Below are 23,989 nucleotides of genomic sequence, written 5' to 3'. Positions count from 1 at the left end.
ACCGCGGTCAGGGATCTCTCCCCGTGTCCATTGAAACCACTATGACGATGGCGGTCAAATTTGATAACCATCATCATATGACCGCTGTCGTACGATGAAGGTGCCGCGCCGGAACGCAAGGAGGCAGAGTTCACGTGAACACGCAGACCGTCGGACGCATCACCGACCACCTCGCAGCCGAGGACATCACGCTCCAGGGCGTGCTGGACGCGCTGACCGACCCGGTGAGGCGCAGCATCGTGCGCCAGCTCTTCGACGCCGAGGACGGCATGGCGTGCGGGACCTTCGACATCAACGTCACGCGCTCCACCAGCACCCACCACTTCAAGGTGCTGCGGCGGGCCGGCATCCTCCGCCAGGAGTACGTGGGCACGGTGAAGACGAACTCCCTGCGCCGGACCGATCTGGACCGCGCCCTTCCGGGCCTGCTCGACGCGATCATCACCGCGGCCCGCCACGAGGCGGGCCGGTAACGGGCAGGACCGGCTTCGCCCGGCGGCAGCCCGCGCGGGTCACCCGGCCCGCGCGAATCACCCGGCGCGAATCACCCGGCCCGAGTGGGTCACCCGGTCCGGCCGGTCCGGTCAGCCGACCCGGTCACCGGCGATCTGGGCCGGCAGATAGAGCATGAGCAGCGGTTCGGGCCTCTGGTGAAGCCCCATGACCATGTGGTGGAAGGCGGCCCGGCGGCCGGGCGCGGGCCGCACCTCGACGGTCGCGATACCGGTGTCCCGGGTCTCGTGGCGCGCCCACAGGCGTTCGAAGTCCTTGCTCGCCGAACACAGCCTCCGCGCCAGGCGCTCGAAGTCCGGATCGTCGAGGAACCGCACCGCCTGGACCCGGAACTGGCCGACCAGACGGCTCGCCTCGTCCAGCCAGTGGGGGTAGCGGTTCCGGTTGCGGCCATCGGTGAAGAACGACCAGAGGTAGTTGGAGCCCGACGCCTGCACGCCGAGGATCGCCCGCGCGGGCGCGTTGCTCGCCAGGACGTTCCAGTACCGGTCCACCACGAAGGCCGGGGCGGGCTGCCACACCTCGACGGCCAGCCGGAGCCGGCACAGCTCCTCCGAGGACATGTCCTGCCGGGCGGCCGGCGGATTCATCCCCGCCAGCAGATACAGGTGGGCCCGCTCGGTGCGGTCCAGGCCGAGCGCCTTGCTGACCGCTTCGAGCACGTCCTCGGACACCTTGATGTCCCTGCCCTGTTCGAGCCACGTGTACCAGGACGCGCTCACCCCGGCCAGCACGGCGACCTCTTCGCGCCGGAGGCCCGGCGTGTTCCGCCGACCGCCCACCCTCAGCCCGACGTCACCGGGCGAGAGCCGGGCGCGGCGGGACCGGAGGAAGTGGCGCAGCGCGGCCCGCCGCTCCCTGTCGGCGTCTCTGACGTTCCGGGTCTCCTCCTGGCCCCATGCGACACAGCTACTCACGAAAGCCACCCTCCACGCGCGAAGAACCAGTCCGGGTCACCGGGACCGGCGGTCAGAAGGCGAGGATCAGACGCCCCCGTACGCCACCCGCCTCCAAGCGCCGATGGGCTTCGGCAGCGTGCTCGGGAGCGAGTACCTCGGCGGTGCGCAGGGTCAGCACCCCTTTCTCCGCCAGGGCGGAGAGCTCCTCCAGGGCGGCGCGCTTGGCAGGGTGCGTCATCACCACCACCCCCTGGACGACGATGTCGCGCTCGGAGGCGAGCTCGAAGGGGCGGCACTTGACGAAGCCGCCCCCGTCCTTCACCACGCCCAGGGCGTGGGCCCCCACGATGGCGGCGTCGACGACTCCGTCGGCCCCCTCGGGGATCGCGGCACGGTAGGCGGCGGCGAGATCGGCGGAGTCGGCGGCGCGCGGGACGACCACGTCGGCGCCGAGCCCCTGGATCAGGTCGCGGTCGCGGTCGGCGGCGTCGGCGACGACCCGGAGCCCGCGGTACTTGGCGAGCTGCACCACGTACCCGCCCAGTGCGCCCGCCGCTCCGGTGACGGCCAGGGTCGCCCCTTCGGGCAGGCCGAGGAGGGAGAGGGCGAGGTGCGCGGTGAGCCCGTTCATGGGCAGGCCGGCGACGTCCCGGAGGTCGAGATCCCTGGGCGCGGCGACGACCTGTTCCCGAGGCACCACGACGTACTCCGCCTGAGCCCCGCCGGTGGGGTGGAAGGGGTTCACGAACGCCATGACCGGTTCGCCGACGCCCAGATCGACCCCGTCACCGACGGCGTCGACCACTCCGGAGGCGTCCATACCGGGGATGTGGGGAGGCTCCTGTCCGGCCACGGCGGCGGCCAGGTCCCCCGCGCGCAGCAGCAGGTCGGTGGGGTTGACCCCGGCGGCGGTGACCCGGATGCGGACCTGCTCCGGGCCGGGCACGGGCAACGGACGGTCGATGACCTTCAGTACGTCGGGTCCGCCGAACTCTTCGATGCCGACAGCGCGCATGGTGGGGGGTCCTTCCACGAATCGTTTCAAGGGGCCGGTCGTCACAGGGGGATGTCCGGCCGAAGAACCGGTGACCGGGACACGGACGCGGCGGCCGGGCGGACGCGTGGCCCCTGTGCGCCCCGGAACGGGGCGGAAGAGGAGAACCGCGTCACGCTCGTGCGCCGGAAACCCGGATCGGGCCTGGTCATCCCTGACATGACCTCAATGATTCACCGGGAGGCGGGCCCCAACCAGTTCGCAAACGTCATATGGCCAGCACCAACACGTACGGAACAGATGCGTGGTGGTGCCGCTCCCAGGTGAACGGCAACCGGCACAGACTCGCCCTCTCCACCGACCGGATCAGCTCCTACGATTTCCACATGAGCGATCAACTGTCGTACGACTGTGCGGTGGTTACCTTCTCATGAGGAGAACGATGGCGACTCGTCTGGATGCCCCCGCCTTCGACTCGGCTCACTTCCGCCGGGTGCTCGGGCACTTTCCGACCGGTGTGGTGGCCGTCTCGGCCATGGACGGGGACGAGCCGGTCGGCCTGACCGTGGGCTCTTTCGCGTCGGTGTCCCTGGACCCACCCATGATCGGTTTCTTCCCCAGTGTGACCTCCACCAGCTGGCCCCGTATCGAACGGGCCGGCACCTTCGTGGCCAACGTGCTCGCGGAGCACCAGGCGGAGCTGTCCTCGGTGTTCGCGACCAGCGGGGGCGACAAGTTCGGCCGGCTCGCCTGGCAGCGGTCGGCCACGGGCGCCCCGGTACTCGACAACGTCGCCGCCTGGATCGAGTGCGAGGTGGCGGACGTCGTCCCGGCCGGCGACCACCTCTTCGTCCTGGGCCGCGTGCTCGACCTGGCGGTGGCGGGTGATCCCCGCCCGCTGGTCTTCTTCCAGGGCGACTACGCGCGCCTCGCCGGACAGTGACGCGGCCGTCGTGGCGCACGGGGCGGTGCCTGCCGCTGTCCCCGGAGGGAGAACCCCCGGCCCGGAGCGCGTCCGAGCCGGATTTTCGCGGCGCCCGTGCCGGGTGGGGGCCGACGGCCCGCCCGGGACGGCCCGAGGACCGTGAGCGTACGGGCTCACGGTCCTCGGGCCACGATCAGGGCGGTGGAACGGCCGCCTACCGCCAACGCGGCTCGACGGCGTCCCGGCGGAACCGGAAGCCCCGGGTCAGTCGGGTTTCCTTGCGGTCCGCGCCGCGCATGCGAAGGGCGTACCCGAGCAGGGCGTGGTTCAGCATGTACAGACGGTGCTCCTCGACGCCACCCTCGGAGAGCCGGTCGATGACCCAGGCCATGGGCGTGGCGCCGCCATAGGCGTCCCTGGGCTCGAACAGCAGGTGCGAACAGCCGATCTCCCCCAGCACGTTCACGGCGTAGGCGAACGGATAGGGACGGTTGACCCGGTCGTCGTCCGTCCGGTCCAGGTCGGGGAAGCAGTCCACGAGGCGTTCCAGTGTCTTGTCCCCGATCAGGTCCATGCGGCCGGTGAGCATGGCCGTCTGGATGACGTAGGCGTACGCGATCCCGTTGAGGAAGTAGTTCGCTCCGGGATCGATGTGGACCCATTCACCCACGATGTTCTCGACGAGACCGGGCAGGTAGGGGACTTGGTCGTCGAGGCGGCCGAGGTTGTGCAGGGCCATGAGGTAGTACAGGCCCATGTGGGTGCGTTCGACCGGGGTGATGCGCCCCATCAGCTCCTTCGCCTCTGCGAGCCGGTCCCTGCCGTAGGTGAGGTACTCCTCCGAACGGCCGCTCATGGCGATGGCGTTGAGCATGGTCAGAAGCGGGTAGATCTTGGGGAAGCTCTCCGACATGGGCTGGGGGAACGCCGGCGGATTGTTCAGCTCGTCCGCGCGGTCGAGATGGTCGAGAACCTCCTTGATGTAGTCCCGGTCCCCGCCGAAGATGAACCGTTCGTATCCGAGCATGGAGATCACCGACAGGAGTACCGCGCCGCCGCGCCCGCGGAAGAACGGCGCCGGGATCTTCTCCAGCAGGCCCAGCGCCTCCCTGACGTAGTTGCGCTGCCCGGACACCAGCCTCTCCTGTAAACCGAGTTGGCCCATGGCGAGGAAGACGGCGGAATAGGCGGACAGCTTCTCGTAGTGCCCGTGCCGTCCGGCGTTCTCGTCCTTGATCTGGTCCGGCGCGATCGCATCGGCGACGGCGAGGATCTCCGCCGGGAAGTCCGTCCCGGCGTTGACCAGCAGGGTCCTGTCCAGGCCCAGTTTCGCGACGGAGTCCATCAGGATGCAGCCGGCCATGAGCCGGAAGTACGGGTTCTCCTCCGCCCGTACGGCGTCCAGGACCGGGCCGAGGTCCTGCTCCAGGTCGGCACGGCGAAGCGGGCGGGCGGGGTCGGCGACGCCCAGGATGAACTCGGCGAGAAGCCTGGAGAAGGCGGTGTAGGAGTTGCTGCTGTCGACGCCCTTGGCGCCGAGCAGGGCGAACGTCTCGCGTATCCGCGCGGCGGCGTCGGGGTCGTAGGCGACGGGGTACTGGCCCAGCCCGATGCCGCGCACCATACGGCTCCACGGGGTGGCGATCATGCGGGTCTCGTTCGACAGGTGGCACAGGCCGTCCACCGGGACGGAGAACGAAGTGGTGTTCATGCGAGGTACCTTCCACGGGGTGGGAGTCGGAGTCGGGCGGCTGTGCCCGGGCGGGGCGTTCAGTGGCTCGGGCGGCGAAGGACGGGCGCCTCGATGCCCAGGAACTCGGTCCTGCTGCCCTCCAGCATCTGGAGGGCCCAGTTCAGCCACTTGATGCCCTCGCAGTAGATCGCCACCGGCCGGCGCTGGGTCTGGTAGGTGTCCACGAGGGTGCCGTCCAGCTCCTTCTGGAAGTGGAAGGGCGGCATGGCGGTGAAGTGCTGCCCCATCATGAACACGAACCGGACGAGCCAGTACGGGTCGTGCTTCAGGTACTCCGAGTCCGGGTCGTCGAGACCGAGCGCGGCCGTCATCACGGGGGCGAACCAGTCCTCCATGCCCCGGGGGTCCTCGGTGTCGACCGTGCCGTCGTTGAGGATCACGTCCCGTACCCGGTACGCCCTCCGGTACGGGTTGTCCTCCAGGAACGCGATGTCGACCCTGGGGGTCCGCCCGTCGCCGGCGTCGACGTTCATCGTGAAGTGTTCGAAGTGGATCTCGTCGTAGTGGCCGATGGAGTTGTGCCAGGGCTTGTTGTCGTACATCGCGTCGTCGCGCGTCGCGGCGCCGTCGCTCTTGTAGCCGATGGCCCGCGGGTCGAGGAACCTGATCCCCAGCGAAGAGGCGGTGATGGCCTCCAGCGCCGCGTCGATCTCCCGCTGCGGCGCCGCTGCCTCGATCAGCCTCTGGGCGCGCAGCAGCGGACGGCTGTCGGTGATCTTGATGTTCTCGGTGTTCGTGTCGCCCATGACGAGCGAGTGGAAGGCCGGTTCGAGGATTTCGAGGAAGTCGGGGGCCGCCCGGAACCGCTCCAGGAGCGCCGAGTGGTTGAGGTAGGACACGTTGTCGATGACGATCCGCTCGGTGTCCAGAAGGTGAGCGCCGAAGGTCTGCGGCGCCGTGCGGCGGCACAGGTCGAGACGGGCCTCGATCTTCCTGAAATAGGAGGCGTTCAGCGTCTCTCCCGGCGCGGGGACGCGGTGCACGCTGTGCACGTTCTCGTTCAGCACGCGGATGATCTGCTCGTAGAGGCGCGCGACGACCGCCGACGGCGGTATCCGCTTCTCGACGAACCGGCTCACCTCGTCCCCCTCCACGTAGCTCATCTCGTAGATGACCTCCCTGTCGGTCGTGCGGCCGTCGCTCCGCAGGTGGGACGGGACGGGCACTTCCCGCTCCAGGGTGGTGAAGACCTCGGGGAAGTGGGCGCGGACCGGATCGGGCAGGGCCTGGAGGTACTCGGCCTGCTTCTTGGCCTTCGCGAACGGCGGGAGCATCACGCCGTCGCCGTCCGGGTCCCACCGGGCGGTCGTCAGAGCCTCGCTCAGGATCTTCCGCACCGTGACGCGCTCCTCACCCTCCTTCCTGATGAAGATCGTCATGGACTCGCTGCCGCCCTTGCCGAAGTTGACGACGGTCTCACCGGCGTTGACGTAGGCGTAGACGGTGCTGGAGAGGACCTTGCGGCTCTGGGCGTTGTCCAGGACGCATTCGTTCTCACCGGTCATGGCGAGCACACAGGCGTACTCGAACTCGTCCAGCGCGGGGTTGAGACGCCGCTGCCAGACCTCGGCCGGCTCCACGACGTGGATCGCGTGTCCGTGATGGGGGCCGACGTCGACGGAGGTGGCGTCCAGCTCCGAACCGAGGGCGACGATCTGGCAGTTGCCGTTGAGGTGGATCCGCCGCACGTCGGTGTCGAGGGCGCTGCCGCCGAGCACGGCGCGGGTGGCGTCCTCCAGGTCCTTCTTCGACTGGACCGGCACGCCCTCGGGCGACACGACGGGGACCACCGCGCCGGTGATGCTGTCCAGTACCAGCTCCACCGCGTCGTCGCGCAGCCGTGCCGCGGACAGCGCGACGGCGTCGGCCAGGGAGATCGAGCCGGAGACGGCCAAGGAGACCAGCCAGCCCAGCGCGTCGCCGCCCTCCAGGTAGTAGTCGTTCTGCCTGAACAGCGCGGGCCGGTGCCGCACGAGGGTGTGGAACAGCAGGTACTGGTAGACGATCCGGTGGTCCACCGCGGGCACGGCGCGCTCACCGCCGCCGCACAGGCTCTTGAGCATCTGTTCGTACGCCTGGAGCGCCGCCGGCTGAGTGTCGAGGAGCAGCTGGGTCCTGCGGGCCAGCTCCTCCTCGTCCAGGTCGGCGAGTCCGTCGAAGTGGAAGACGACCACCTCCGGACGGCTGGTGTCCATGTTCGCCACCCGGACCTCTCCGGTGCGGTCCATGACGTGGAGCTCGACGTAGGCCTTGCCGAGCAGCGCGGGGTCCTCGCTGGTGATCCGCTTCTTCAGCCGCGCCTTGGTGACCAGTTCGCCCTCGTGGACGGCGATGTGCTCCCGGTGGTTCCGGGTGTGCTGGAAGGCCTCCAGCAGCTGGTAGTACGCGGGGGCCCCTCCCCGCACGGGGCTGAGCATCTCCGCGCTGACGACGCGCCCGAACGTGCGGGAGACGTGGTCGTCCCAGCCGGCGCTGCCGGCGGCGAGGCCGAACAGCTCCCGGAGGGACGCGTAGTGCCTGTCCTCCAGCCGGTCCCCGGTGACGTACAGCTCTTCCAGGTCGCGCATCAGGCCGTCCACCACACCGAGGACGCGCAGGAACCCGTCGGTGTCCGCGTCGCTCCCCGTGTAGGCCAGGACCGGGGCGTCGATGTCGTTGTCCTTCAGCAGCCGCACGGACTTGTTGCCGAGGCCCAGCTCCAGGACCAGGTCGGCGTCGAGGCCGTTGAGGACCTCACAGGTGTCCCGGGACGCCATGACCCGGTCGGTCATGGCGAGGACTCCCTGGCGGACGTCGGCCGCCGAGGTGAGCAGCGACGCGCCGTGGTTCGACACCACCGGGACGCGGGGCTCGGCGAAACGAATCCGCTGGACCCTGATGAACCGCTCCAGGGCCTCGCGCGCCGGCAGCATCCGGGCGGAGTGCGCCAGGAAGAAGGTCGGTTCCTTCAGCTCCTGCGTGGTCACGTCCGGGTGGCCGGCGACGAACCGGTCGAACTCGGCCTTGATTCCGGAGCGGACGTAGAGGTTGCCCTGCGTCGGCGAGTACTCCTTGTGCAGTTCGACGTCGACGGCGGAGTACGTGTCGCCGATCGCGGCCAGCACCGCCGCGAGGGCGCCCGGACTCTGCGCCTTCACCGCGACCACGTGGGACGGCTCCGGGACCAGTCGTCCCTCCCGGACGGAGTCGGGGAGGTAGCAGGCGATGCTCCGGGCGAAGGCTTCGTCCGTGCTCCGGCCGCCGGCCGCGAGCAGCATCAGCGGCGTGAACGCCTGGGCGATCTTCACGCCGTCGAAGACGGAGAGGGAGCCGCTCGCCACCGCGGCGGTCAGGACGCCGAAGCTCTCGCCCGTGTAGGCGACGAAGTCGAGAGGAGTCCCGTTCCCCTCGCTCCGGTCCCGCAGGTAGGCGTCCAGGGCCAGGCTGTGCACGAGCAGGGTCGCCCCGATGAAGCCCTGCCGCTCCAGCTTCCCCGGGGGAAGGTTCGCGGATGCCGCGAGCAGCAGGTCGGGGCGGGTGGGGAAGCCGAGGGCCCGGGCGGCGTCCTGGTAGATCCCGGTGATCTCGGGAATGCCGGAGTCGAGGAGTGCCCGGCCGAGGTCCTGGTAGCAGGCGCGGCTGCCCAGACCGGGGAAGAACCCGGCCACCCGGACGCGGTGCTCGGTGCCGAGGGCGTCCTCGACGAGTACGGGCGGGTGGACGGTGGCCGGAGCCGGCATGACGGTGGTGGTCGAGCTGGACATGGGCGTCGCCTTCTCGCGTAGGGCTGTGAACGGCGGCGGACGGTCTCCGTCGCCTCGTCGCGGTGCGTCACGCGCCCTTCGTCGGGCGCGGAGCATTGCATTCCCGCGGAAACAAGTTCCGGTGAAGCGTCCGACGATTTCCGTCGGGCCGCTGAAAGAATTGTGTCCGCCACACCCCACCCGATTCAATGGAATCCAATACAGGCTTATTCATGTCTTTTCAAGGCGCACAAGATATTTTCAAGAAACGTCAGAACGTTTCAGAAGACTGTCAACTGCCCAGGTCAGCCGCGACATCCGCCTTCTCGTCCTCCGTTTTGAAGCCCCCCGGCCTTCCTTCTCCACCATGACCCGGGCACAAAAAAAATCAGGACCGACGGGAGCCGCGAGGCCCCATCGGTCCTGATATATCGAATGGACAGTTTCCTGCCGGCCGACGCTCTTACTGGACGGCGGCTCCGACCTTTTCCACCTGAGGCACCGAGCCCGTCACGACACCCCCGGGAGCCGTGGTCCGGCCACCCAGCGCACCGCCGATCGCGACGACGAGAGCGGCTGCGGCGAGACCCACGCCGACCCACAGCGGGGAGACGAACCCGAATCCCGCGGCGATGGTCAGACCGCCGACCCAGGCTCCGATCGCATTGCCGACGTTGAAGGCGGCCACGTTGGCACCCGACGCCATGGTGGGCGCGTCCTCGGCGTACTTCATGATCCGGACCATCAGGCCGGGCGCCGCCGAGAGACCGATGGTGCCCATCAGCAGCAGCGAGATGATCGTGGCGACCTTGTTCTCCGCCGTCAGGGCGAAGACCGCGAGGACGACGGCCAGGACGGCCATGATGCCGGTGAGGGAGGCGTTCAGGGACTTGTCGGCCGCCTTGCCACCGATGAAGTTGCCGATGAACGTGCCGACACCGAACACCACGAGGAGCCACGGCACCGTGCTGGTGGCGAACCCGCTGACATCGGTGAGCGTGAAGGCGATGTAGGTGTAGCCGCCGATCACGGCGCCGAAGGCGAGGACGCTGAGCAGGAGGGAGACCCAGACCTGACCGCGACGGAAGACGGCGAACTCGCCCCGCAGGCTCTGTCCGGTCGAGGTGGTCCGGGGCACCAGGATCTGGATACCGATCAGCGCGATGACGCCGATGACCGTGACGGCCCAGAACGTGGCGCGCCAGCCGAACTGCTGGCCGACGAAGGTGCCGAGTGGCACGCCGAGCACGTTGGCGGCGGTCAGGCCGCCGAACATGAGGGCGATGGCACTGGCCTTCTTGTTCGCGGCGACCATGTCGGAGGCGACGACCGCGCCGACACCGAAGAACGCTCCGTGGCACAGGGCCGCGACCACACGACCGGTCATGAGCAGGCCGTAGGTCGGGGCGACGGCGGACATCAGGTTGCCCACGATGAACAGCAGCATGAGGCCGGCGAGCGACTTCTTGCGGTCGAAGCGGGCGATCGCCGCGGTCAGCGCGACGGCGCCGATCGCGACGCTCAGCGCGTAGCCGGAGACGAGGTAGCCGGCGACCGCTTCGGAGACGTCGAAGTCGTCTGCCACCTCGGGCAGCAGGCCTACGATCCCGAACTCCGTGAGGCCGATACCGAAGCCCCCGAGCGCCAGGGCAATGAGCCCGATAGGCATGAGAAGAACCCTTCGTTGCAGTGACGTGCGGTACGGGACCGTGCCGCGCTGAGTAACTAAATCGAAGTATCGCAGTATCTCGATGTGACGTGTCAAGTCGTCGGCGGACCGATGACGGACGGACGGCGATGGCGTAACGTATCGCCTATCCTCGATGTGTAAGAGTCCGCCCCGCGCCCGCCGGAGAAGGCCCCATGACGACACACGACGCACCCCTGACAGAGGACCTCACGGCCCTGACCGAACCCCTCAAGGCGCTCGCCAACCCCGTTCGGCTGCAGGTGCTCCAGTGGCTGCGCACCCCTGAAGAGCACTTCCCCGTCAACGAGGTCGGCGTCTGCGTCAGCCACATCCAGGCCAAGACCGGCCTGGCGCAGTCCACCGTCTCGGCCTACATGGCCGTGCTCGAACGCGCCGGACTCGTCCGGTCCGCTCGCGTCGGCAAGTGGACCCACTACCGACGTGACGAGGAGCGCATCGCCCGGCTCATCGAGCAGCTCAGGCAGAACATCGGCGACATGGACCTGTCGAAGCTCGCCGGGTCCTGAGGCCGCCCCACGAACGGGCGGTCGGCCCGCGAGGCGCCACGTTCCACCGGAGGCCCACGCGGCCGGCCACCCGAACCGGCCTCGGCGCGCGCGCACTCATCCGTGCCCCATGCGGTAGCCGACGCCGCGGATGGTGATCACCCAGGTGCTGGCACCGAGCTTCGACCGCAGGCTGCTCACGTGCGTGTCTATGGTGCGGCTCGAGTCCGCCCAACTGGTGTCCCACACCCTGCTCATCAGCTCCTTGCGGGAGATGACGTTCGCGGGGTCCGAGGCCAGGATGTGCAGCAGCTCGAACTCCTTCGCCGTGAGGTTCACCGGCCCGCCGTTCAGGTGCACCCCACGGCTCTTGCCGTCGATGTGGAGCGGGCCGATGGAGATGCTCCGGGTCGGTCCCGGCCGGGCGCTGGTCCGGCGGAGCAGCGCCTCGATGCGCGCCGTCATCTCGCGCACGCCGCAGGAGACGACCACGCAGTCGTCCGCTCCGGCCTGCAGGGCCAGCACCCGGTCCAACTCGGTGTCCCGTGCGGTGATGGAAATGATGGGCTTGTCCCCCTCCTCCCGTATCGACCTGCAGACCTCCAGACCGTCGATGTCGGGCAGGTCGAGGTCGAGCACGACCAGATCCGAGTTCCCGTGCACGCGCAGCGCCTCCTCCCCGGTGGCCACCGTGGCCGCGGTGTACCCCTGCCGGCGCAGGTAGCGCACCCGCTCCTCGGCCGCGGCACCGTCTCCCTCGACCACCAGCACACGAATCTTGAGTGCCTCGGTGACCTTGCTGACGTGCAGGCCCGCGGCGTCCGCCGCATCCCGCCGCCCCAGCCACTCGAGGTGCCTCCCCAGAGCCATGACTCCTCCTCCGTCTCAATAAATAATAGTAGGTTTTTTGTTTTTTAGGAAGAGGCATCTGGCAACCCCGCCGCAGCCCGCCCGGATCCACCGGTTCCAGGCCGCTCCGACACCGACCCGGAACCCGGACGCACGCGCTCGCGAACGGGCCCCCACCTGATGTGAGACCCCGTCATGTCGCTTGTCAGGCACGCATGTTGCGGTGGTACGACCCAACAGCCGGTCGATCTCGCAGCCGCCGCACAGCAACTCCCCCGCGCACCCGTCCGACCGAAAGCCGGACGCGGACGGCGCTCCACGCCGGCGGACCCGACGATCCGGGAACCAGCAACGGGGCCGTGACTCCCGGGCAACCGCGACGGCTCCCGGGCAACCGCGCCCCCGCCCACGACCCCGCGCGGCCCTCCCGCTGCCCGCTCCCCGCTCACCCATGTTTCGATCGCCTCGGGGAGACGTAACATAATGATGCATACTTTTTTTGTAATCGGCGGGCACCTCGGCATACCCTGGGCCGAGCGCTCCCGACCCGGCGGGAACGGCTGTCCGGACGGCCGGGAGACGCCTTCGAACTCGCTTGTTTTTGCCACCACTTGGGCTTGGCTTTACTGTTTCCTGCTCAATGGCGGTGCACCGGCGTCCACCCACGCGGACGCGTTCAGCCCATGGAATCCCGCCGCACAGTGCTGTGCGTGTATGACGAAAGGCCAACGGGATGCAGGAACGAGCTGCCCGCACACGGCAGGCCCTGATCCGTGCAGCCGCCCGCGAGTTCGACCACCACGGCTACGCGGCGGCCTCGCTGGCCCGGATCAGCAGGGCCGCGGGAACCTCGGTGGGCGCCGTGACCTTCCACTTCGCCTCGAAGGCCGAGTTGGCCGACGCGGTACACGCACAGGGTGTGGCGGAGACACGGCACGCGCTGCAGCGGGTCGGTCGCGGAGTCGCTCCGCTCCAGACCGCGTTCTCCATGGCGTCCACGGTGGTGCGATGCCTGGAGGACGACGTCGCCGTGCGCGCCGCCGCGCGCCTGGACCGCGACCGAGAGACCTCCGTACCGAACTGGACCGCCGTGTGGTCGGGCCTCATCCAGGAGGAGTTGGCCGAGGCGGTGGGCATGGAGCACCACGCGTCGGCCACCCCGTCGATCAGGCAGGCGGCTCCTTCCGTCGTCCTGGCGCTCGTCGTCTACCTGGTGCACGGCGCGGAGATGGACCTGCGCCAACAGCTGCGTACGGGCACGCGGGAAGTCCGGGGGAGCAGTGTGTCGGACCTCTTCACCCGGATCTGGACGACGCTCCTCCCGGCGGTGGAGCGCCCCACGAGCTCCTGAACTCCCCCGCACCGACCCGTGTCAGACGGCGCTGCAGCCTCCGTCCACCGGAACGGCGGCCCCGGTCATGAACGACGAATCGGGGCCGCAGAGCCAGACGGCGACACGGGCCACTTCCGCCGGGTCGGCGAGCCGCTTCTGGACGGCGCGACCGACGGCCGCCTCCTCCAGTCCGGGCATCTCCCGCAGCGCCCCTTCGATGAGTTCGGTTCGGGTGCTGCCGGCCATCAGCGCGTTGACCCGGATGTCCCACTCGCCGTACTCGGCCGCCGCGGCCCGGGTCAGCCCGAGGACCGCGTGCTTGGCGGCCACGTAGGGGGCGACGGCACCGGTGGCGAACTGGCCCGCCGTACTGCAGGTGTTGACGATCGCGCCCCCCGTGCCCTGGGCGAGCAGCACGGGTATCTGGTGGCGCAGACAGTTCCATGTGCCGCGCACATTGACGTCCATGATCCGGTCGTACAGGTCGTCGGCCAGCTTGTGCAGGGGCGTCCCCACCGTGCCCCAGCCCGCGTTGTTGAACGCGGCGTCCAGCGAGCCGAACGTGTCGACGGCCGTGGCCACGACCCGCTCGACGTCCGCCGATTCGGTCACGTCGCCCGGCACGGGCACCGCCGTTCCGCCCGCCGCGGCGATGTCCGCGGCCAGTTCACGCAGCCGGTCCTCCCGCCGGGCCATGAGGACCACGTTCGCTCCCTGCGCGGCGAACAGCCGCGAGGCGGCCGCACCGATTCCGCTGGAGGCCCCGGTGACCATCACCGTCCTGCCGCCGAGCCCCCCGGACTCTCTCCCCGCCGATGAATTCATCTTCGTCCCCACCCTTCGCTCACCGTGGACCCGTCATGGCCTGCACAGCGCAGCGACACCGTTGCGTGTGGCTCCCGACCTGACGGCCAAGCACTGCCGAACAGCGCGACGGGACCACCCGACAGCTCGACGATCAGCGACGAAGGTCGATCAAGGGTCAGGGATCCCGTTGCGGAGAAGTCTGTCATCACCTCCACGACCGGGACAGCCCGCGACGCTCTCGCGCCGCGCCACCAACGGGAGTTGACCCGCGTCGTGTACCTCGGACCGGTGGCCGCGGCACCGGGAGGACGGGGAGGGCCGAGCGGCGCCCGCCCTGTGAACCCCGTCGGCCGGAAGGCCCCGCGGTCAGTCCCGCGTCCCCCGGTCCTGCCCGAACTCCATGCGTGCGACGGCACTGGGCACCGCGATGCTCGGCAGCACGATCCGCCACATCTCCTCGATGCGCTGCGGCAGGTCCGCCCGGCCCGACTCGATGGAGGAGTGCATCTGGGCGCCGGTACAGGCATTGACTATCAGCCGGGCCAGCGCGTCCGCGTCGGCCGTCTTACGCACCTCCCTCCTGGCCTGCGCGGTGCGCAGGTCGGAGGCGAGGATGTCCGTCCACTGCCGGTGCGAGTTCTCCTCCGCGGCGCCGAATTGATCCTGCTCCAGCACAAGCCGCGCGCCCGCGTACAGCACGGCGTCGTCGGCCAGTCCGTACGCCCAGGTCAGCGTGATGTCGAGGGCGTGCTGCAAGCCCTCGGAGTCGCGCGGCGGTTTGACCCGCTCGGGCTGGGCCAGAACGATCTCGCGGGCGAGCTCCTCCTTCGACTTGAAGTGGAAGTACATCGCGCCGAGGGTGAGCCCCGCCCGGTCGGCGATCTTCGAGACGCTGGCTCCCGCGAAGCCGAGCTCGCCGAAGACTTCGGCCCCCGCCTGTACCAGCGCCTCCCTCGTGCGTACCGCCCGCTCCTGCTTCACGGCCCGTTTTGCCATCATCCGCCATCCCTCACTCACTGGTCAGCCACCGCTAGACAAAAAAAAGAATGCACACTATTTTATTTATCAGATCACGGCAGATGTCCAGCCGGGCATGGCTGGGCAGCAGGAGCAACGCACGGGGGAGCTGCTTCATGTCTCACACCATTGTCGAAACATCATCGGCCACGCTGTGGCAGAACCGCACACGAACCGGCCTCAAGGGGTACGTCGGCAAGCGCGACCTGTCGGAGGCCTTCGTCGTCGACTGCCTGCGCTTGTCCGACACCGAGCAGATCGTCACCGTCGAGTGGCCACGGGCCCACGAGTTCTACACACCCACACCGCAGGCCCACAGCCCGCTGCTCTTCACCGAGAGCGTGCGCCAGGCGCTCGCCGTGTCCTGCCACGCGGCTCTCGACATCCCCATGGACTACCGCCTGGGCTGGGAGTACCTGCGCTCGGACGTGGTCGCCTCCGCGCTGCGCACCACGCGGCGGCCGACCACCGTGCAACTGCGCGTCGTCCACTCGGCGATCAGACGCCGCAGACTGGGATCGGTCCAGCTGGTCGCCCATGTCGAGGGCGCCGTGGACGGCGCGTACGCGGGGTCCGCCGAGGTCCACTACAGCGCCCACCCGGGCGCCATCTACAACCGGCTGCGCGGCCCGCGCGCCGACAGTCTCGCCACCTTCCTGCGGGCCCCGGCACCCACCCCCGCCGTCTCCCCGGAGCGCGTGGGGCGCAGCAGCACGCGCGACGTGGTCCTGACCCCCACCGACGAGGCGGACCGCTGGCAGATACGCGTCGACACCAGCCACTCGGTCCTGTACGACCACCCGCACGACCACATCCCCGGGATGGTGCTCCTGGAGGCGGCGAGTCAGGCGGCCCAGGTGAGCCTGGGCGTCCCGGCGATCCCGGTCGGCTTCGACACCACGTTCGACCGGTACGTCGAGTTCGACGCGGCGTGCGTACTCACCACCACCCCCGTGGGACCCGATCTCCACGGCCGTCCGCGCGTACGGATCGACGCGCACCAGTGCGAGCGGCGGGTTTTCAGCACCACCGTGACGCTCGTGCCCGCCGGGGCCCACTGAGACACCGCCCGCCGACCCCGTCACGGCCGAAGGCGTACGTACCGCATGCGCATGGGCCCTCCCGATGATCTTCGGGAGGGCCCATGTGTCGGCCGACCGGCAGCCGTGCCGTGGAGCCCCCTGTCGGATTCGAACCGACGACCTACGCATTACAAGTGCGTTGCTCTGGCCGGACTGAGCTAAGGAGGCGAGCACGTGCGGACCCTGCGCGGGCCCGTCGCATGCCCGTGCAGTGTAACCAATGCGCCGTGTGTCCAGGACGTGAAATTCACGTGGCCTGGACTACAGACAGAACGGAAAACGCCAGGTAGCGTCGCATCGGGTTCACCCGAGTGGACCAGATCACTCCGTTACTCGGATCGTCCGGCACGTTCCTGCCGGTGAAGGAGAAGCATCCGCATGGCCAGTGTCACGTTCGACAAGGCATCCCGCATCTACCCCGGCTCCACGAAGCCCGCGGTGGACCAGCTCGAGATCGACATCGCGGACGGCGAGTTCCTCGTCCTCGTCGGTCCCTCCGGTTGTGGCAAGTCGACCTCCCTGCGCATGCTCGCGGGTCTTGAGGACGTCAACGCCGGCGCCATCCGCATCGGTGACCGCGACGTCACGCACCTGCCGCCGAAGGACCGGGACATCGCCATGGTGTTCCAGAACTACGCGCTGTACCCGCACATGACCGTCGCGGACAACATGGGCTTCGCGCTCAAGATCGCCGGTGTGAACAAGACGGACATCCGGGCGAAGGTCGAAGAGGCCGCCAAGATGCTGGACCTCACCGACTACCTGGACCGCAAGCCGAAGGCGCTCTCCGGTGGTCAGCGTCAGCGTGTCGCGATGGGCCGTGCCATCGTGCGTGAGCCGCAGGTCTTCCTCATGGACGAGCCGCTGTCGAACCTCGACGCCAAGCTCCGTGTCTCCACCCGTACGCAGATCGCCTCGCTGCAGCGCCGCCTCGGCATCACGACCGTGTACGTCACCCACGACCAGGTCGAGGCCCTCACCATGGGCGACCGCGTCGCGGTCCTCAAGGACGGTCTGCTCCAGCAGGTCGACTCGCCGCGCAACATGTACGACCGCCCGGCGAACCTCTTCGTCGCCGGCTTCATCGGCTCCCCCGCGATGAACCTGATCGAGGTCCCGATCACCGACGGTGGCGTGAAGTTCGGCAACAGCGTCGTCCCGGTCTCCCGCGAGGCGCTCACCGCCGCCGCGAACCGCGGTGACACCACCGTCACGGTCGGCATCCGCCCGGAGCACTTCGACATCGTCGAGCACGGTGGCGCCGCCGCGACCGGCCTCACCAAGGCCTCCTCCGACGCCCCGGCCGGCCTCGCCGTCTCGGTCAACGTGGTCGAGGAGCTCGGCGCCGACGGCTTCGTCTACGGCGCTGCCGAGGTCGGCGGCCAGCACAAGGACCTCGTGGTCCGCGTCGGCGGCCGCGCCGTCCCGGAGAAGGGCACGAAGCTGCACGTCGTCCCGCGCCCGGACGAGCTGCACGTCTTCGCGACCTCGACCGGCGAGCGCCTCACCGCCTGATCGACACCGCACCACCGCCCGGGCGCGCGACCGCCCGGCAGCCGGACGCACCGACGGTCCCGTCTCCTTTCCGAGGAGGCGGGACCGTCGTCGTACACGGGGCACCCCACGGCCCCCACCTGCCACCACCGGCCATCACCGGCCCCCACCGGTCACCACCACGCAACCGCGTACACCGTTCGGCAGGTTTGGGGCGCGGGAGCGGCGCGAGCGGTGAATACCGGCCCCAGCCGGGGCAATTCCCCCTCCTCCGTCAACCTCCGATTCGAAAAATGCGCTCGAACTCTCCCCCGCGAGAGTGACGGAAGGTCGCCGAATCGTCACGGGCCGCTACGCTCGCTGCGTGACCCACACCGCGCGCCGAATCGGCCGTACTCTCGCCTTCGTCCTGCCCGTCGTCATGGTCCTGTCCGGGACGCTCGCGGTCACCCGCGTGCCGTGGTCAGCGCCGAACACGGACACCCAGCTGCTGACCACCGCCTCGGCGACCGTGTCGCAGAAGGCCAAGCCCCTCGCGCCGCAGGACATCCTGCGCGAGAAGCTGCTCGTCGAACTCAAGGAGAAGGACCCGGGCGTCGCCCTGACGGGCCTTCAGCGAGCGGTGGAGCAGAAGCCTTCACTGGCCCGTCACTGCATGTCGATCGCCAAGGCACTCGGCAAGGCGGCCGTCGAGCAGTACGGCCCGACGCGCGCGCACCGCTTCTCGCGGCCGGTCTGCGACACGTCGTTCGCCTCGGGCGTCGCACAGTTCAGCTGACCGCGGCCCGGCCGCCCCGCGATCCGGTGGGCCCGCAGTCCATCGGATCTGCGGACGGCGGACCCGCAGTTCGGCCGAACGCCACCGGCAGGCACGGCATATCGTGCCTGCCATGCTGCATACGTATCCGACGCAGGCCGTGGTCCTGGCCGGTGGCCAGGGGTCGCGACTGCGCCCGTACACCGATGACCGTCCCAAGCCGATGGTCGAGATCCCGGGTACCGGGACCCCGATCATCGGCCATCAGCTTTCCTGGCTGGCCGCCGAGGGCGTCACCGACGTCGTGATCTCCTGCGGCCATCTTGCCGAGGTGCTCCAGGAGTGGCTGGATTCGGCCGTCCTCCCGCTGAACGTGACGACGGTCGTCGAGAACGAGCCCCTGGGGCGTGGCGGTGGGCTGAAGTACGCCGCCGCCCGGCTGCCCGATCCGGAACAGCCCTGGTACGCCACGAACGGCGACATCTGGACCCGCTTCTCGCTGCGCGAGATGGCCGCGTTCCACGCGGAGCGCGATGCCACGGCCACCCTCGCGCTGGCCCGGCCGCGCATTCCGTGGGGTGCCGTGGAGACGGACGCGTTCGGGCACATCACCGACTTCATCGAGTCGCCGCCGTCCCCGTACCTGATCAACGCCGGTGTGTACGTGTTCTCCCCGGCCTTCACGGGGCTGCTGCCCGACCGGGGCGACCATGAGCGGACCACCTTCCCGAGGCTGGCCCGCGAACGCCTGCTCGCCGGGTACCCGCTGCCGCAGGGCGCGTACTGGCGGGCGATCGACACGGCGAAGGACCTGACCGAGGCCGCCAGGGAACTCGGCGCGCACTCCGGCTGAGACGCGCAGCCGGCTGGGAGACGCGGAGCCCGGCCGGCCCGCAAGCCCGACCGTGACGCACAGCCCGGCCGGCCCGGAAGCCCGACCGTGACGCACAGCCCCCGCCAAGACACACAGCCCGGCTGATCCGCCCGGCTGATCCGCCCGGCTGATCCGCCCCACTGATCCGCCCGGCCGCCCCATCCGTACGCACACGGCAAGAGGTCCCACCAGGCCATCCGGTGGGACCTCTTCAGCGTTGCCGCGCTACCGCCTCACCCCTCAGCCGAGGAGCCCCCCGAGCGGGTTCCGGCCGCCGCCCGAGGTCGAGTCGGAGGAACCGGTGTCGCCGTCGGACGGGTCCGAGGAGTCACCGCCGGTGGCGCCGCCTCCGTCGCCGCCGGTGGTCGCACCGGCGGAGGACGGGCCGGAGGAGCTGGCGGACGGGGGTGCCTGCGGGGACGACTCCTGCTGCGCGGGCTGCTGGACGGTGCCCTGCGTCGCGCTGGGCTCGGCGCCCGTACCCGTGGTGGCCTGCCCGGCGGTGGCCTCGGTGCTCGGGGCGGTGCGCTCCGCGGACGGGGCCGACGGGGCGACGGAACGGGACGGTACGGGGGTGCGCTCCTGGACCGTCTTCTTCGGCGCCCTGGGCTTCGCCGGGGTCTCCTCCGGAAGCGGCATGCCGGGCAGCTGGTTGGTCGGCTTCTCGTCCGGGCCGGGGACGGTCACGACCTGGGTGGACCGGACCGCGCCACCCAGCACCGAGCCGACGAGCAGCGTGAGTCCGACGATCACGCTCGCCAGGACCGAGCCGCGTCGCAGCACCCGGCTGCGGAGCTCCCAGATCTCGGAGCGCGGGCCGAGCCGGCGCCACGCCTCGCCGGCCAGGCGGGCGTCGACCGAGTAGACCGGGGCGCCCGCGATGACGAGCGGGCTCCACGCGGCCAGGAAGATGATGTCCGGGGCGTCGTAGACGGCGACGGTGTGCCAGCTGACCGTGACCAGCAGCGCGGCGGAGAGCAGCGCGCCGAACGCGGCGGCGACCCGCTGCCAGAGGCCGAGGACGGTGAGCACACCGACGACGACCTGGAGGAAGGCGACGGTGAGGCCCGCGCCGACCGGGTGCTGGAGAGCGGCCTCGCGCAGCGGTTCGGCCGCCGCCCACGGGTGGAGCGAGTTGAGCCACTTGACCATGGAGCCGCGTTCGCCGCCGTCGAAGAAGACGGGGTCGCAGAGCTTGCCCATGCCCGCGTAGATGGAGATGAAGCCGAGGAACACGCGGAGCGGGAAGAGGACGACGCCGAGGTTCATCCGGCGGCCCGGGTAGTAGGCGTGCCGGACGGAGTCGCCGGAGGTCCGCCGCTCGCGGGCCTCGGGGCCCTCGTCCGGATCGTCCTCGTACCCGTCGTCGCCGTACCGGTCGTCGTACCGCTCGTCGCCGGACTTGCCGTCGCCGTAGCGGTCCTTGCCGAACTTCTCGTCGTACCGGTCGAAGCTGTCGTACGCGGGTCCGGCCCCGTCGTACGCGCCGACCGCCTGCCGCATCGGCGGCAGGATGGGGCCGCCGCCGGCCCGCTGCGGGGCGGGCAGCACCGGGTTGGGCTGCGTCTCGTCCAGGCGCGGGATGAGCTGGGTGGCACCGGAGGAGGCGTGGCCGGCGGAGGAGTTGCGTACGGCCTGGAGCAGGCCCGACGCCCCCGGGTCGCCAGGCTCCGACCTCCCGCTCCAGACGACCGGGGCCCGCCTGCGCCCTCCGGCTCCGCTCATCGCCGGGACGCGTGCGGCGCCGACCGGAGCCGGACCCCGCAGCCGTGCGCGCTGGCCCGGGGGAAGCTGCACCCGGAAGCTGGCGTGGTTGACGATGACCTGCGCGGGGTCGCTGTCCACCTTGGTCATGCTCAGGGCGGGTTGATCGTCGAACCGAGGCGTTCTGGTGTCCACACTCATCTAACCGAGTGACGTGACGTTAGGACACTGCCTCGGCCTCGCCTATGTGTCCGAGAACCGTCAACACCTCGTGTGCCATGCACCGTTCCGGCTCACCGCACGCCCCCACATACCCGGTTCATCCCGGTATCGGCAGGCCCGGCACACCGGGTCAGGAGGTGAGCGGCTCCCACCAGGCGCGGTTCTCCCGGTACCAGGCGGTGGTCTCGGCGAGGGCCTCGGGGAGCGCGCGGCGCGGCAGGTAGCCCAGTTCGGTACGGGCGCGCGACCAGGCGGCGCCGGTCGCGGGGACCTCTTCGGCAGGGGCGGCGCGGCCCGCCTCCCCCGTACGGGCGGAGCGGCCCGCCGGGAGGGCACCGCACAGCTCGGCCAGAAGCCCGCCCAGCTGGTCCTCGCTCAACTCCGCTCCGCCGCCGAGGTTGTAGGTGCGGCCGGGGCGGCCCCGGGTCCGGGCGAGTTCGATGCCCCGGCAGTGGTCCTCGACGTGCAGCCAGTCGCGCACGCGGGCGCTCCCGCCCGCGTCCCGGTCCCCGCTCCCGCCCCCGCGCACCACGTCGAGCCCGCCCATCAGCCGGGTGACCAGGGACGGCACGGTGTGCTCGGGGAACTGGTGCGGGCCGTACGTCCGCGCGGCCCGCACCACGCGGACGTCCAGGCCGTGGGTGCGGTGGTGGGCCAGTGCGATCAGGTCGGCGGACGCCTTGGACGCGGAGTACGGGGAGCCGGGGGCGAGCGGGGCCCCCTCGGCGCGGGGTCCCGCGCCCCCGGGGCCGTACACCTCGTCGGTGGAGACGTGGACGAATCTGCGGACCCCGCCACGCAGGGCGGCCTCCGCGAGGGTCTGCGTACCGAGCACGTTGGTCGCCACGAAGACCGCCGTACCGTCCACCGACCGGTCCACCTGCGTCTCCGCCGCGAAGTGCACGATCTCGTCGTGCCGGCCGGCCAGCCGGGCGGCCACCGCAGGATCGCAGACGTCCCCGTGCACGAACCCGAACCGCGCATCGGCCAGCACGGTCGTGAGGTTGGTCAGGGTGCCCGCGTGGGTCAGCTTGTCCAGGACGGTCACAGTCACGTCGCCGGGCCCCTCGGGGCCGAGGACGTGGCGTACGTACGCGGAGCCGACGAAGCCGGCGCCGCCGGTGACGAGAAGACGGGACGGCCCGGCCGGGGCCGGGCGCCCACCGCCACCGCCCGTCGGCACCGGGTTTCCCGACGCGTTCCGGAAATTCTTTCCTGGAATTATCTCTCTCCGCACGCAGGCGACCGTAACACAACTCCCTTTCTCATCGATCTTTCAGAAAGATCTCATGGCCGGCACAGTTCCGAATCACACCCATTTCATGAACCCGTAATAAAAATCGGGGTACGCAGTGCGGAATTCCGCATCCACGAGGAGGTACGAACCGAATGCTCCAGCACGACCCACGGGTGAGGGCGGCAGGCCGCCGGGCCCGCCGGACGTTGCGCGCCCTGACGAACCGCGTGGGCGCGGCGACCACCCGACGACCGGCACCCGCGAGGCCCGCTCCCCGGGGCGCGCGGCTGGTTCCGGACCCCGTCTTCGTCATCTCCTCGGTGCGTTCGGGCTCCACCCTGCTGCGGGTGCTGCTCAACAGCCACCCTTCGGTGCGCGCCCCCCACGAGATGCACCTGCGCACCCTGGAGGTGCGACTGCAGAAGACCTACAGCGAGAAGGCGATGGACAAGCTCGGCCTCGACCAGGCCGAACTCGAGCATCTGCTCTGGGACCGGGTCCTCCACCGCGAGCTGGTGCACAGCGGCAAGGACGTCATCGTCGACAAGACGCCGGGCAACGCCCTCATCTGGCGGCGACTCCAGGAGGCCTGGCCCGACGCCCGGTTCGTCTTCCTGCTCCGCCACCCGGCCTCGATGGTGACCTCGCTCATCAGCGGCCGCCCCGACCGCGACCTCGACGCCACCGTGTCCGAGGTGAAGACGTACGTGGACGCCGTCCACGAGGCGCGCGCCGCCCTGCCGGGCCTCACCGTGCGGTACGAGCAATTGACGGAGGACCCCGCCGCGGTCACCAAGGAAATATGCGAATTCATCGGTGTCGCCTGGACCCCGGACATGCTGAATTACGGAAAGCAGGACCACGGCCCTTTCCAGGCATTCATCGGGGACTGGAGCGACAACATCAAGTCCGGGAAAATCCAGCAGGCCCGCCCGCTGCCCACCGCCGAGGAAGTCCCCGCCCGCCTGCGCGAGATCTCCCGGGCCTGGGGGTACCCGTGCTGAGCCCCTGCCGCATCCCCTCCGGCGGCGCCACCGTGTGGCTGACCGGCCTGCCCTGCTCCGGCAAGAGCACCCTGGCCCGCGCGGTCGAGGAGCGGCTGCACGCAGCGGGCCGCCGGGTCGAGGTGCTGGACGGCGACGAGATCCGTACGTTCCTCTCGGCCGGGCTCGGCTTCTCCCGCGAGGACCGGAACACCAACGTCCAGCGCATCGGTCTGGTCGCCGAGGTCCTCGCCCGCAACGGCGTGATCGCCGTCGTCCCCGTCATCGCCCCGTACGCCGACAGCCGCGAGGCGGTCCGAGCCCGGCACGTGAGGAGCGGCACCCGCTATCTGGAGGTCCATGTCGCGACCCCGGTGGAGGTCTGCTCGGTACGCGACGTGAAGGGGCTGTACGCCAAGCAGGCGGCGGGCGAGATCAGCGGGCTCACCGGGGTGGACGACCCGTACGAGGCGCCCGAGGCGCCCGATCTGCGGATCGCCGCCCACCACCGGACGGTGGCCGAATCGGCCGAGGCCGTCCTGGACCTGCTCGACGGACCCCCCGGCAACGTGCCCGACGACCTGCGCGACGGACCGCCCGACAACCTGCGCGACGGGCCGGAGCGCCA

The 23,989-nt window shown here is 70.1% G+C and carries 19 protein-coding genes, 1 tRNA gene and 1 pseudogene; 10 read left to right on the top strand and 11 right to left on the bottom strand.

Annotation, left to right across the window (positions count from 1 at the left end; all coding sequences use genetic code 11):
* Positions 1–134 precede the first annotated feature (134 nt).
* Positions 135–473 carry a helix-turn-helix domain-containing protein gene (locus ACFZAX_RS05870; protein WP_390959481.1) on the top strand — a complete coding sequence of 113 codons (339 nt, stop codon included), beginning with the start codon at positions 135–137 and terminating at the stop codon, positions 471–473.
* Positions 474–584: 111 nt separating this feature from the next.
* Here ACFZAX_RS05870 and ACFZAX_RS05865 read toward each other — a convergent pair whose 3' ends face one another.
* Both ACFZAX_RS05865 and ACFZAX_RS05860 read right to left on the bottom strand, forming a co-directional pair.
* Positions 585–1,430: a helix-turn-helix domain-containing protein gene (locus ACFZAX_RS05865; RefSeq protein ID WP_390959479.1), complete on the bottom strand. Its 846-nt coding sequence runs from the start codon at positions 1,428–1,430 to the stop codon at positions 585–587.
* Between the two features lie 52 nt (positions 1,431–1,482).
* The gene (locus ACFZAX_RS05860; RefSeq protein WP_390959477.1) at positions 1,483–2,427 is read right to left on the bottom strand and encodes an alcohol dehydrogenase catalytic domain-containing protein; all 945 of its coding nucleotides are present in this window, start codon (positions 2,425–2,427) and stop codon (positions 1,483–1,485) included.
* 421 nt (positions 2,428–2,848) lie between these two features.
* On the opposite strand from ACFZAX_RS05860, the gene ACFZAX_RS05855 reads away from it, so the two are divergent.
* Positions 2,849–3,349 carry a flavin reductase gene (locus ACFZAX_RS05855; RefSeq protein WP_390959476.1) on the top strand — a complete coding sequence of 167 codons (501 nt, stop codon included), beginning with the start codon at positions 2,849–2,851 and terminating at the stop codon, positions 3,347–3,349.
* A 196-nt stretch (positions 3,350–3,545) separates the two neighbouring features.
* Here the strand turns inward: ACFZAX_RS05855 and ACFZAX_RS05850 are convergent, their stop codons facing one another.
* The 3 genes from ACFZAX_RS05850 to ACFZAX_RS05840 form a co-directional block, all read right to left on the bottom strand.
* Positions 3,546–5,042, bottom strand: coding sequence for a hypothetical protein (locus tag ACFZAX_RS05850; protein WP_390959474.1), 1,497 nt, complete (start codon positions 5,040–5,042; stop codon positions 3,546–3,548).
* Positions 5,043–5,101: 59 nt separating this feature from the next.
* Positions 5,102–8,827, bottom strand: a complete 3,726-nt coding sequence (locus ACFZAX_RS05845; RefSeq protein ID WP_390959473.1) for an ACP S-malonyltransferase — start codon at positions 8,825–8,827, stop codon at positions 5,102–5,104.
* A 442-nt stretch (positions 8,828–9,269) separates the two neighbouring features.
* Complete coding sequence (locus ACFZAX_RS05840; protein WP_390959471.1) at positions 9,270–10,475, bottom strand: MFS transporter; 1,206 nt, start codon at positions 10,473–10,475, stop codon at positions 9,270–9,272.
* 194 nt (positions 10,476–10,669) lie between these two features.
* Here ACFZAX_RS05840 and ACFZAX_RS05835 point away from each other — a divergent pair, with 194 nt between their 5' ends.
* On the top strand, positions 10,670–11,023 hold the full coding sequence (locus ACFZAX_RS05835) for a metalloregulator ArsR/SmtB family transcription factor (protein ID WP_390959469.1): 354 nt from the start codon (positions 10,670–10,672) through the stop codon (positions 11,021–11,023).
* A gap of 96 nt (positions 11,024–11,119) precedes the next feature.
* Here ACFZAX_RS05835 and ACFZAX_RS05830 read toward each other — a convergent pair whose 3' ends face one another.
* Positions 11,120–11,872: a winged helix-turn-helix domain-containing protein gene (locus ACFZAX_RS05830; protein WP_390959468.1), complete on the bottom strand. Its 753-nt coding sequence runs from the start codon at positions 11,870–11,872 to the stop codon at positions 11,120–11,122.
* A 712-nt stretch (positions 11,873–12,584) separates the two neighbouring features.
* Here ACFZAX_RS05830 and ACFZAX_RS05825 point away from each other — a divergent pair.
* The gene (locus ACFZAX_RS05825) at positions 12,585–13,202 is read left to right on the top strand and encodes a TetR family transcriptional regulator (protein WP_390959466.1); all 618 of its coding nucleotides are present in this window, start codon (positions 12,585–12,587) and stop codon (positions 13,200–13,202) included.
* A 21-nt stretch (positions 13,203–13,223) separates the two neighbouring features.
* Here the strand turns inward: ACFZAX_RS05825 and ACFZAX_RS05820 are convergent, their stop codons facing one another.
* Entirely contained in the window at positions 13,224–13,958 is a 735-nt protein-coding gene (locus ACFZAX_RS05820; RefSeq protein ID WP_390960062.1) for an SDR family oxidoreductase, read from the bottom strand.
* A gap of 399 nt (positions 13,959–14,357) precedes the next feature.
* Complete coding sequence (locus tag ACFZAX_RS05815; protein WP_390960061.1) at positions 14,358–14,987, bottom strand: ScbR family autoregulator-binding transcription factor; 630 nt, start codon at positions 14,985–14,987, stop codon at positions 14,358–14,360.
* 137 nt (positions 14,988–15,124) lie between these two features.
* On the opposite strand from ACFZAX_RS05815, the gene ACFZAX_RS05810 reads away from it, so the two are divergent.
* Positions 15,125–16,069, top strand: coding sequence for a ScbA/BarX family gamma-butyrolactone biosynthesis protein (locus ACFZAX_RS05810; protein ID WP_390959464.1), 945 nt, complete (start codon positions 15,125–15,127; stop codon positions 16,067–16,069).
* A 111-nt stretch (positions 16,070–16,180) separates the two neighbouring features.
* Here ACFZAX_RS05810 and ACFZAX_RS05805 read toward each other — a convergent pair.
* A tRNA-Thr gene (locus tag ACFZAX_RS05805) sits at positions 16,181–16,258 on the bottom strand.
* 210 nt (positions 16,259–16,468) lie between these two features.
* Here ACFZAX_RS05805 and ACFZAX_RS05800 point away from each other — a divergent pair.
* The 3 genes from ACFZAX_RS05800 (at position 16,469) to ACFZAX_RS05790 (ending at position 19,194) form a co-directional block, all read left to right on the top strand.
* Entirely contained in the window at positions 16,469–17,605 is a 1,137-nt protein-coding gene (locus tag ACFZAX_RS05800; RefSeq protein ID WP_390959462.1) for a sn-glycerol-3-phosphate ABC transporter ATP-binding protein UgpC, read from the top strand.
* 343 nt (positions 17,606–17,948) lie between these two features.
* On the top strand, positions 17,949–18,362 hold the full coding sequence (locus ACFZAX_RS05795; RefSeq protein WP_390959460.1) for a hypothetical protein: 414 nt from the start codon (positions 17,949–17,951) through the stop codon (positions 18,360–18,362).
* A 115-nt stretch (positions 18,363–18,477) separates the two neighbouring features.
* The gene (locus ACFZAX_RS05790; RefSeq protein ID WP_390960060.1) at positions 18,478–19,194 is read left to right on the top strand and encodes a sugar phosphate nucleotidyltransferase; all 717 of its coding nucleotides are present in this window, start codon (positions 18,478–18,480) and stop codon (positions 19,192–19,194) included.
* Positions 19,195–19,455: 261 nt separating this feature from the next.
* Here ACFZAX_RS05790 and ACFZAX_RS05785 read toward each other — a convergent pair whose 3' ends face one another.
* On the bottom strand, positions 19,456–21,120 hold the full coding sequence (locus ACFZAX_RS05785) for a DoxX family membrane protein (RefSeq protein ID WP_390959458.1): 1,665 nt from the start codon (positions 21,118–21,120) through the stop codon (positions 19,456–19,458).
* 151 nt (positions 21,121–21,271) lie between these two features.
* Positions 21,272–22,324: an NAD-dependent epimerase/dehydratase family protein gene (locus ACFZAX_RS05780; protein WP_390959456.1), complete on the bottom strand. Its 1,053-nt coding sequence runs from the start codon at positions 22,322–22,324 to the stop codon at positions 21,272–21,274.
* 206 nt (positions 22,325–22,530) lie between these two features.
* On the opposite strand from ACFZAX_RS05780, the gene ACFZAX_RS05775 reads away from it, so the two are divergent.
* Positions 22,531–23,382, top strand: a complete 852-nt coding sequence (locus ACFZAX_RS05775) for a sulfotransferase (RefSeq protein ID WP_390959455.1) — start codon at positions 22,531–22,533, stop codon at positions 23,380–23,382.
* Positions 23,379–23,912: pseudogene (cysC, locus tag ACFZAX_RS05770) on the top strand (adenylyl-sulfate kinase); the annotation flags it as partial. The gene ACFZAX_RS05775 and the pseudogene cysC, both read left to right, overlap by 4 nt.
* Positions 23,913–23,989: the final 77 nt, after the last annotated feature.

Source organism: Streptomyces sp. NPDC008125 (genome assembly GCF_042957125.1).
In the GTDB taxonomy this organism is placed as follows: Bacteria; Actinomycetota; Actinomycetes; order Streptomycetales; family Streptomycetaceae; genus Streptomyces.
The sequence above is the reverse complement of the archived record's forward strand: the minus strand, read 5'-3'. Positions and strand labels throughout refer to the sequence as shown.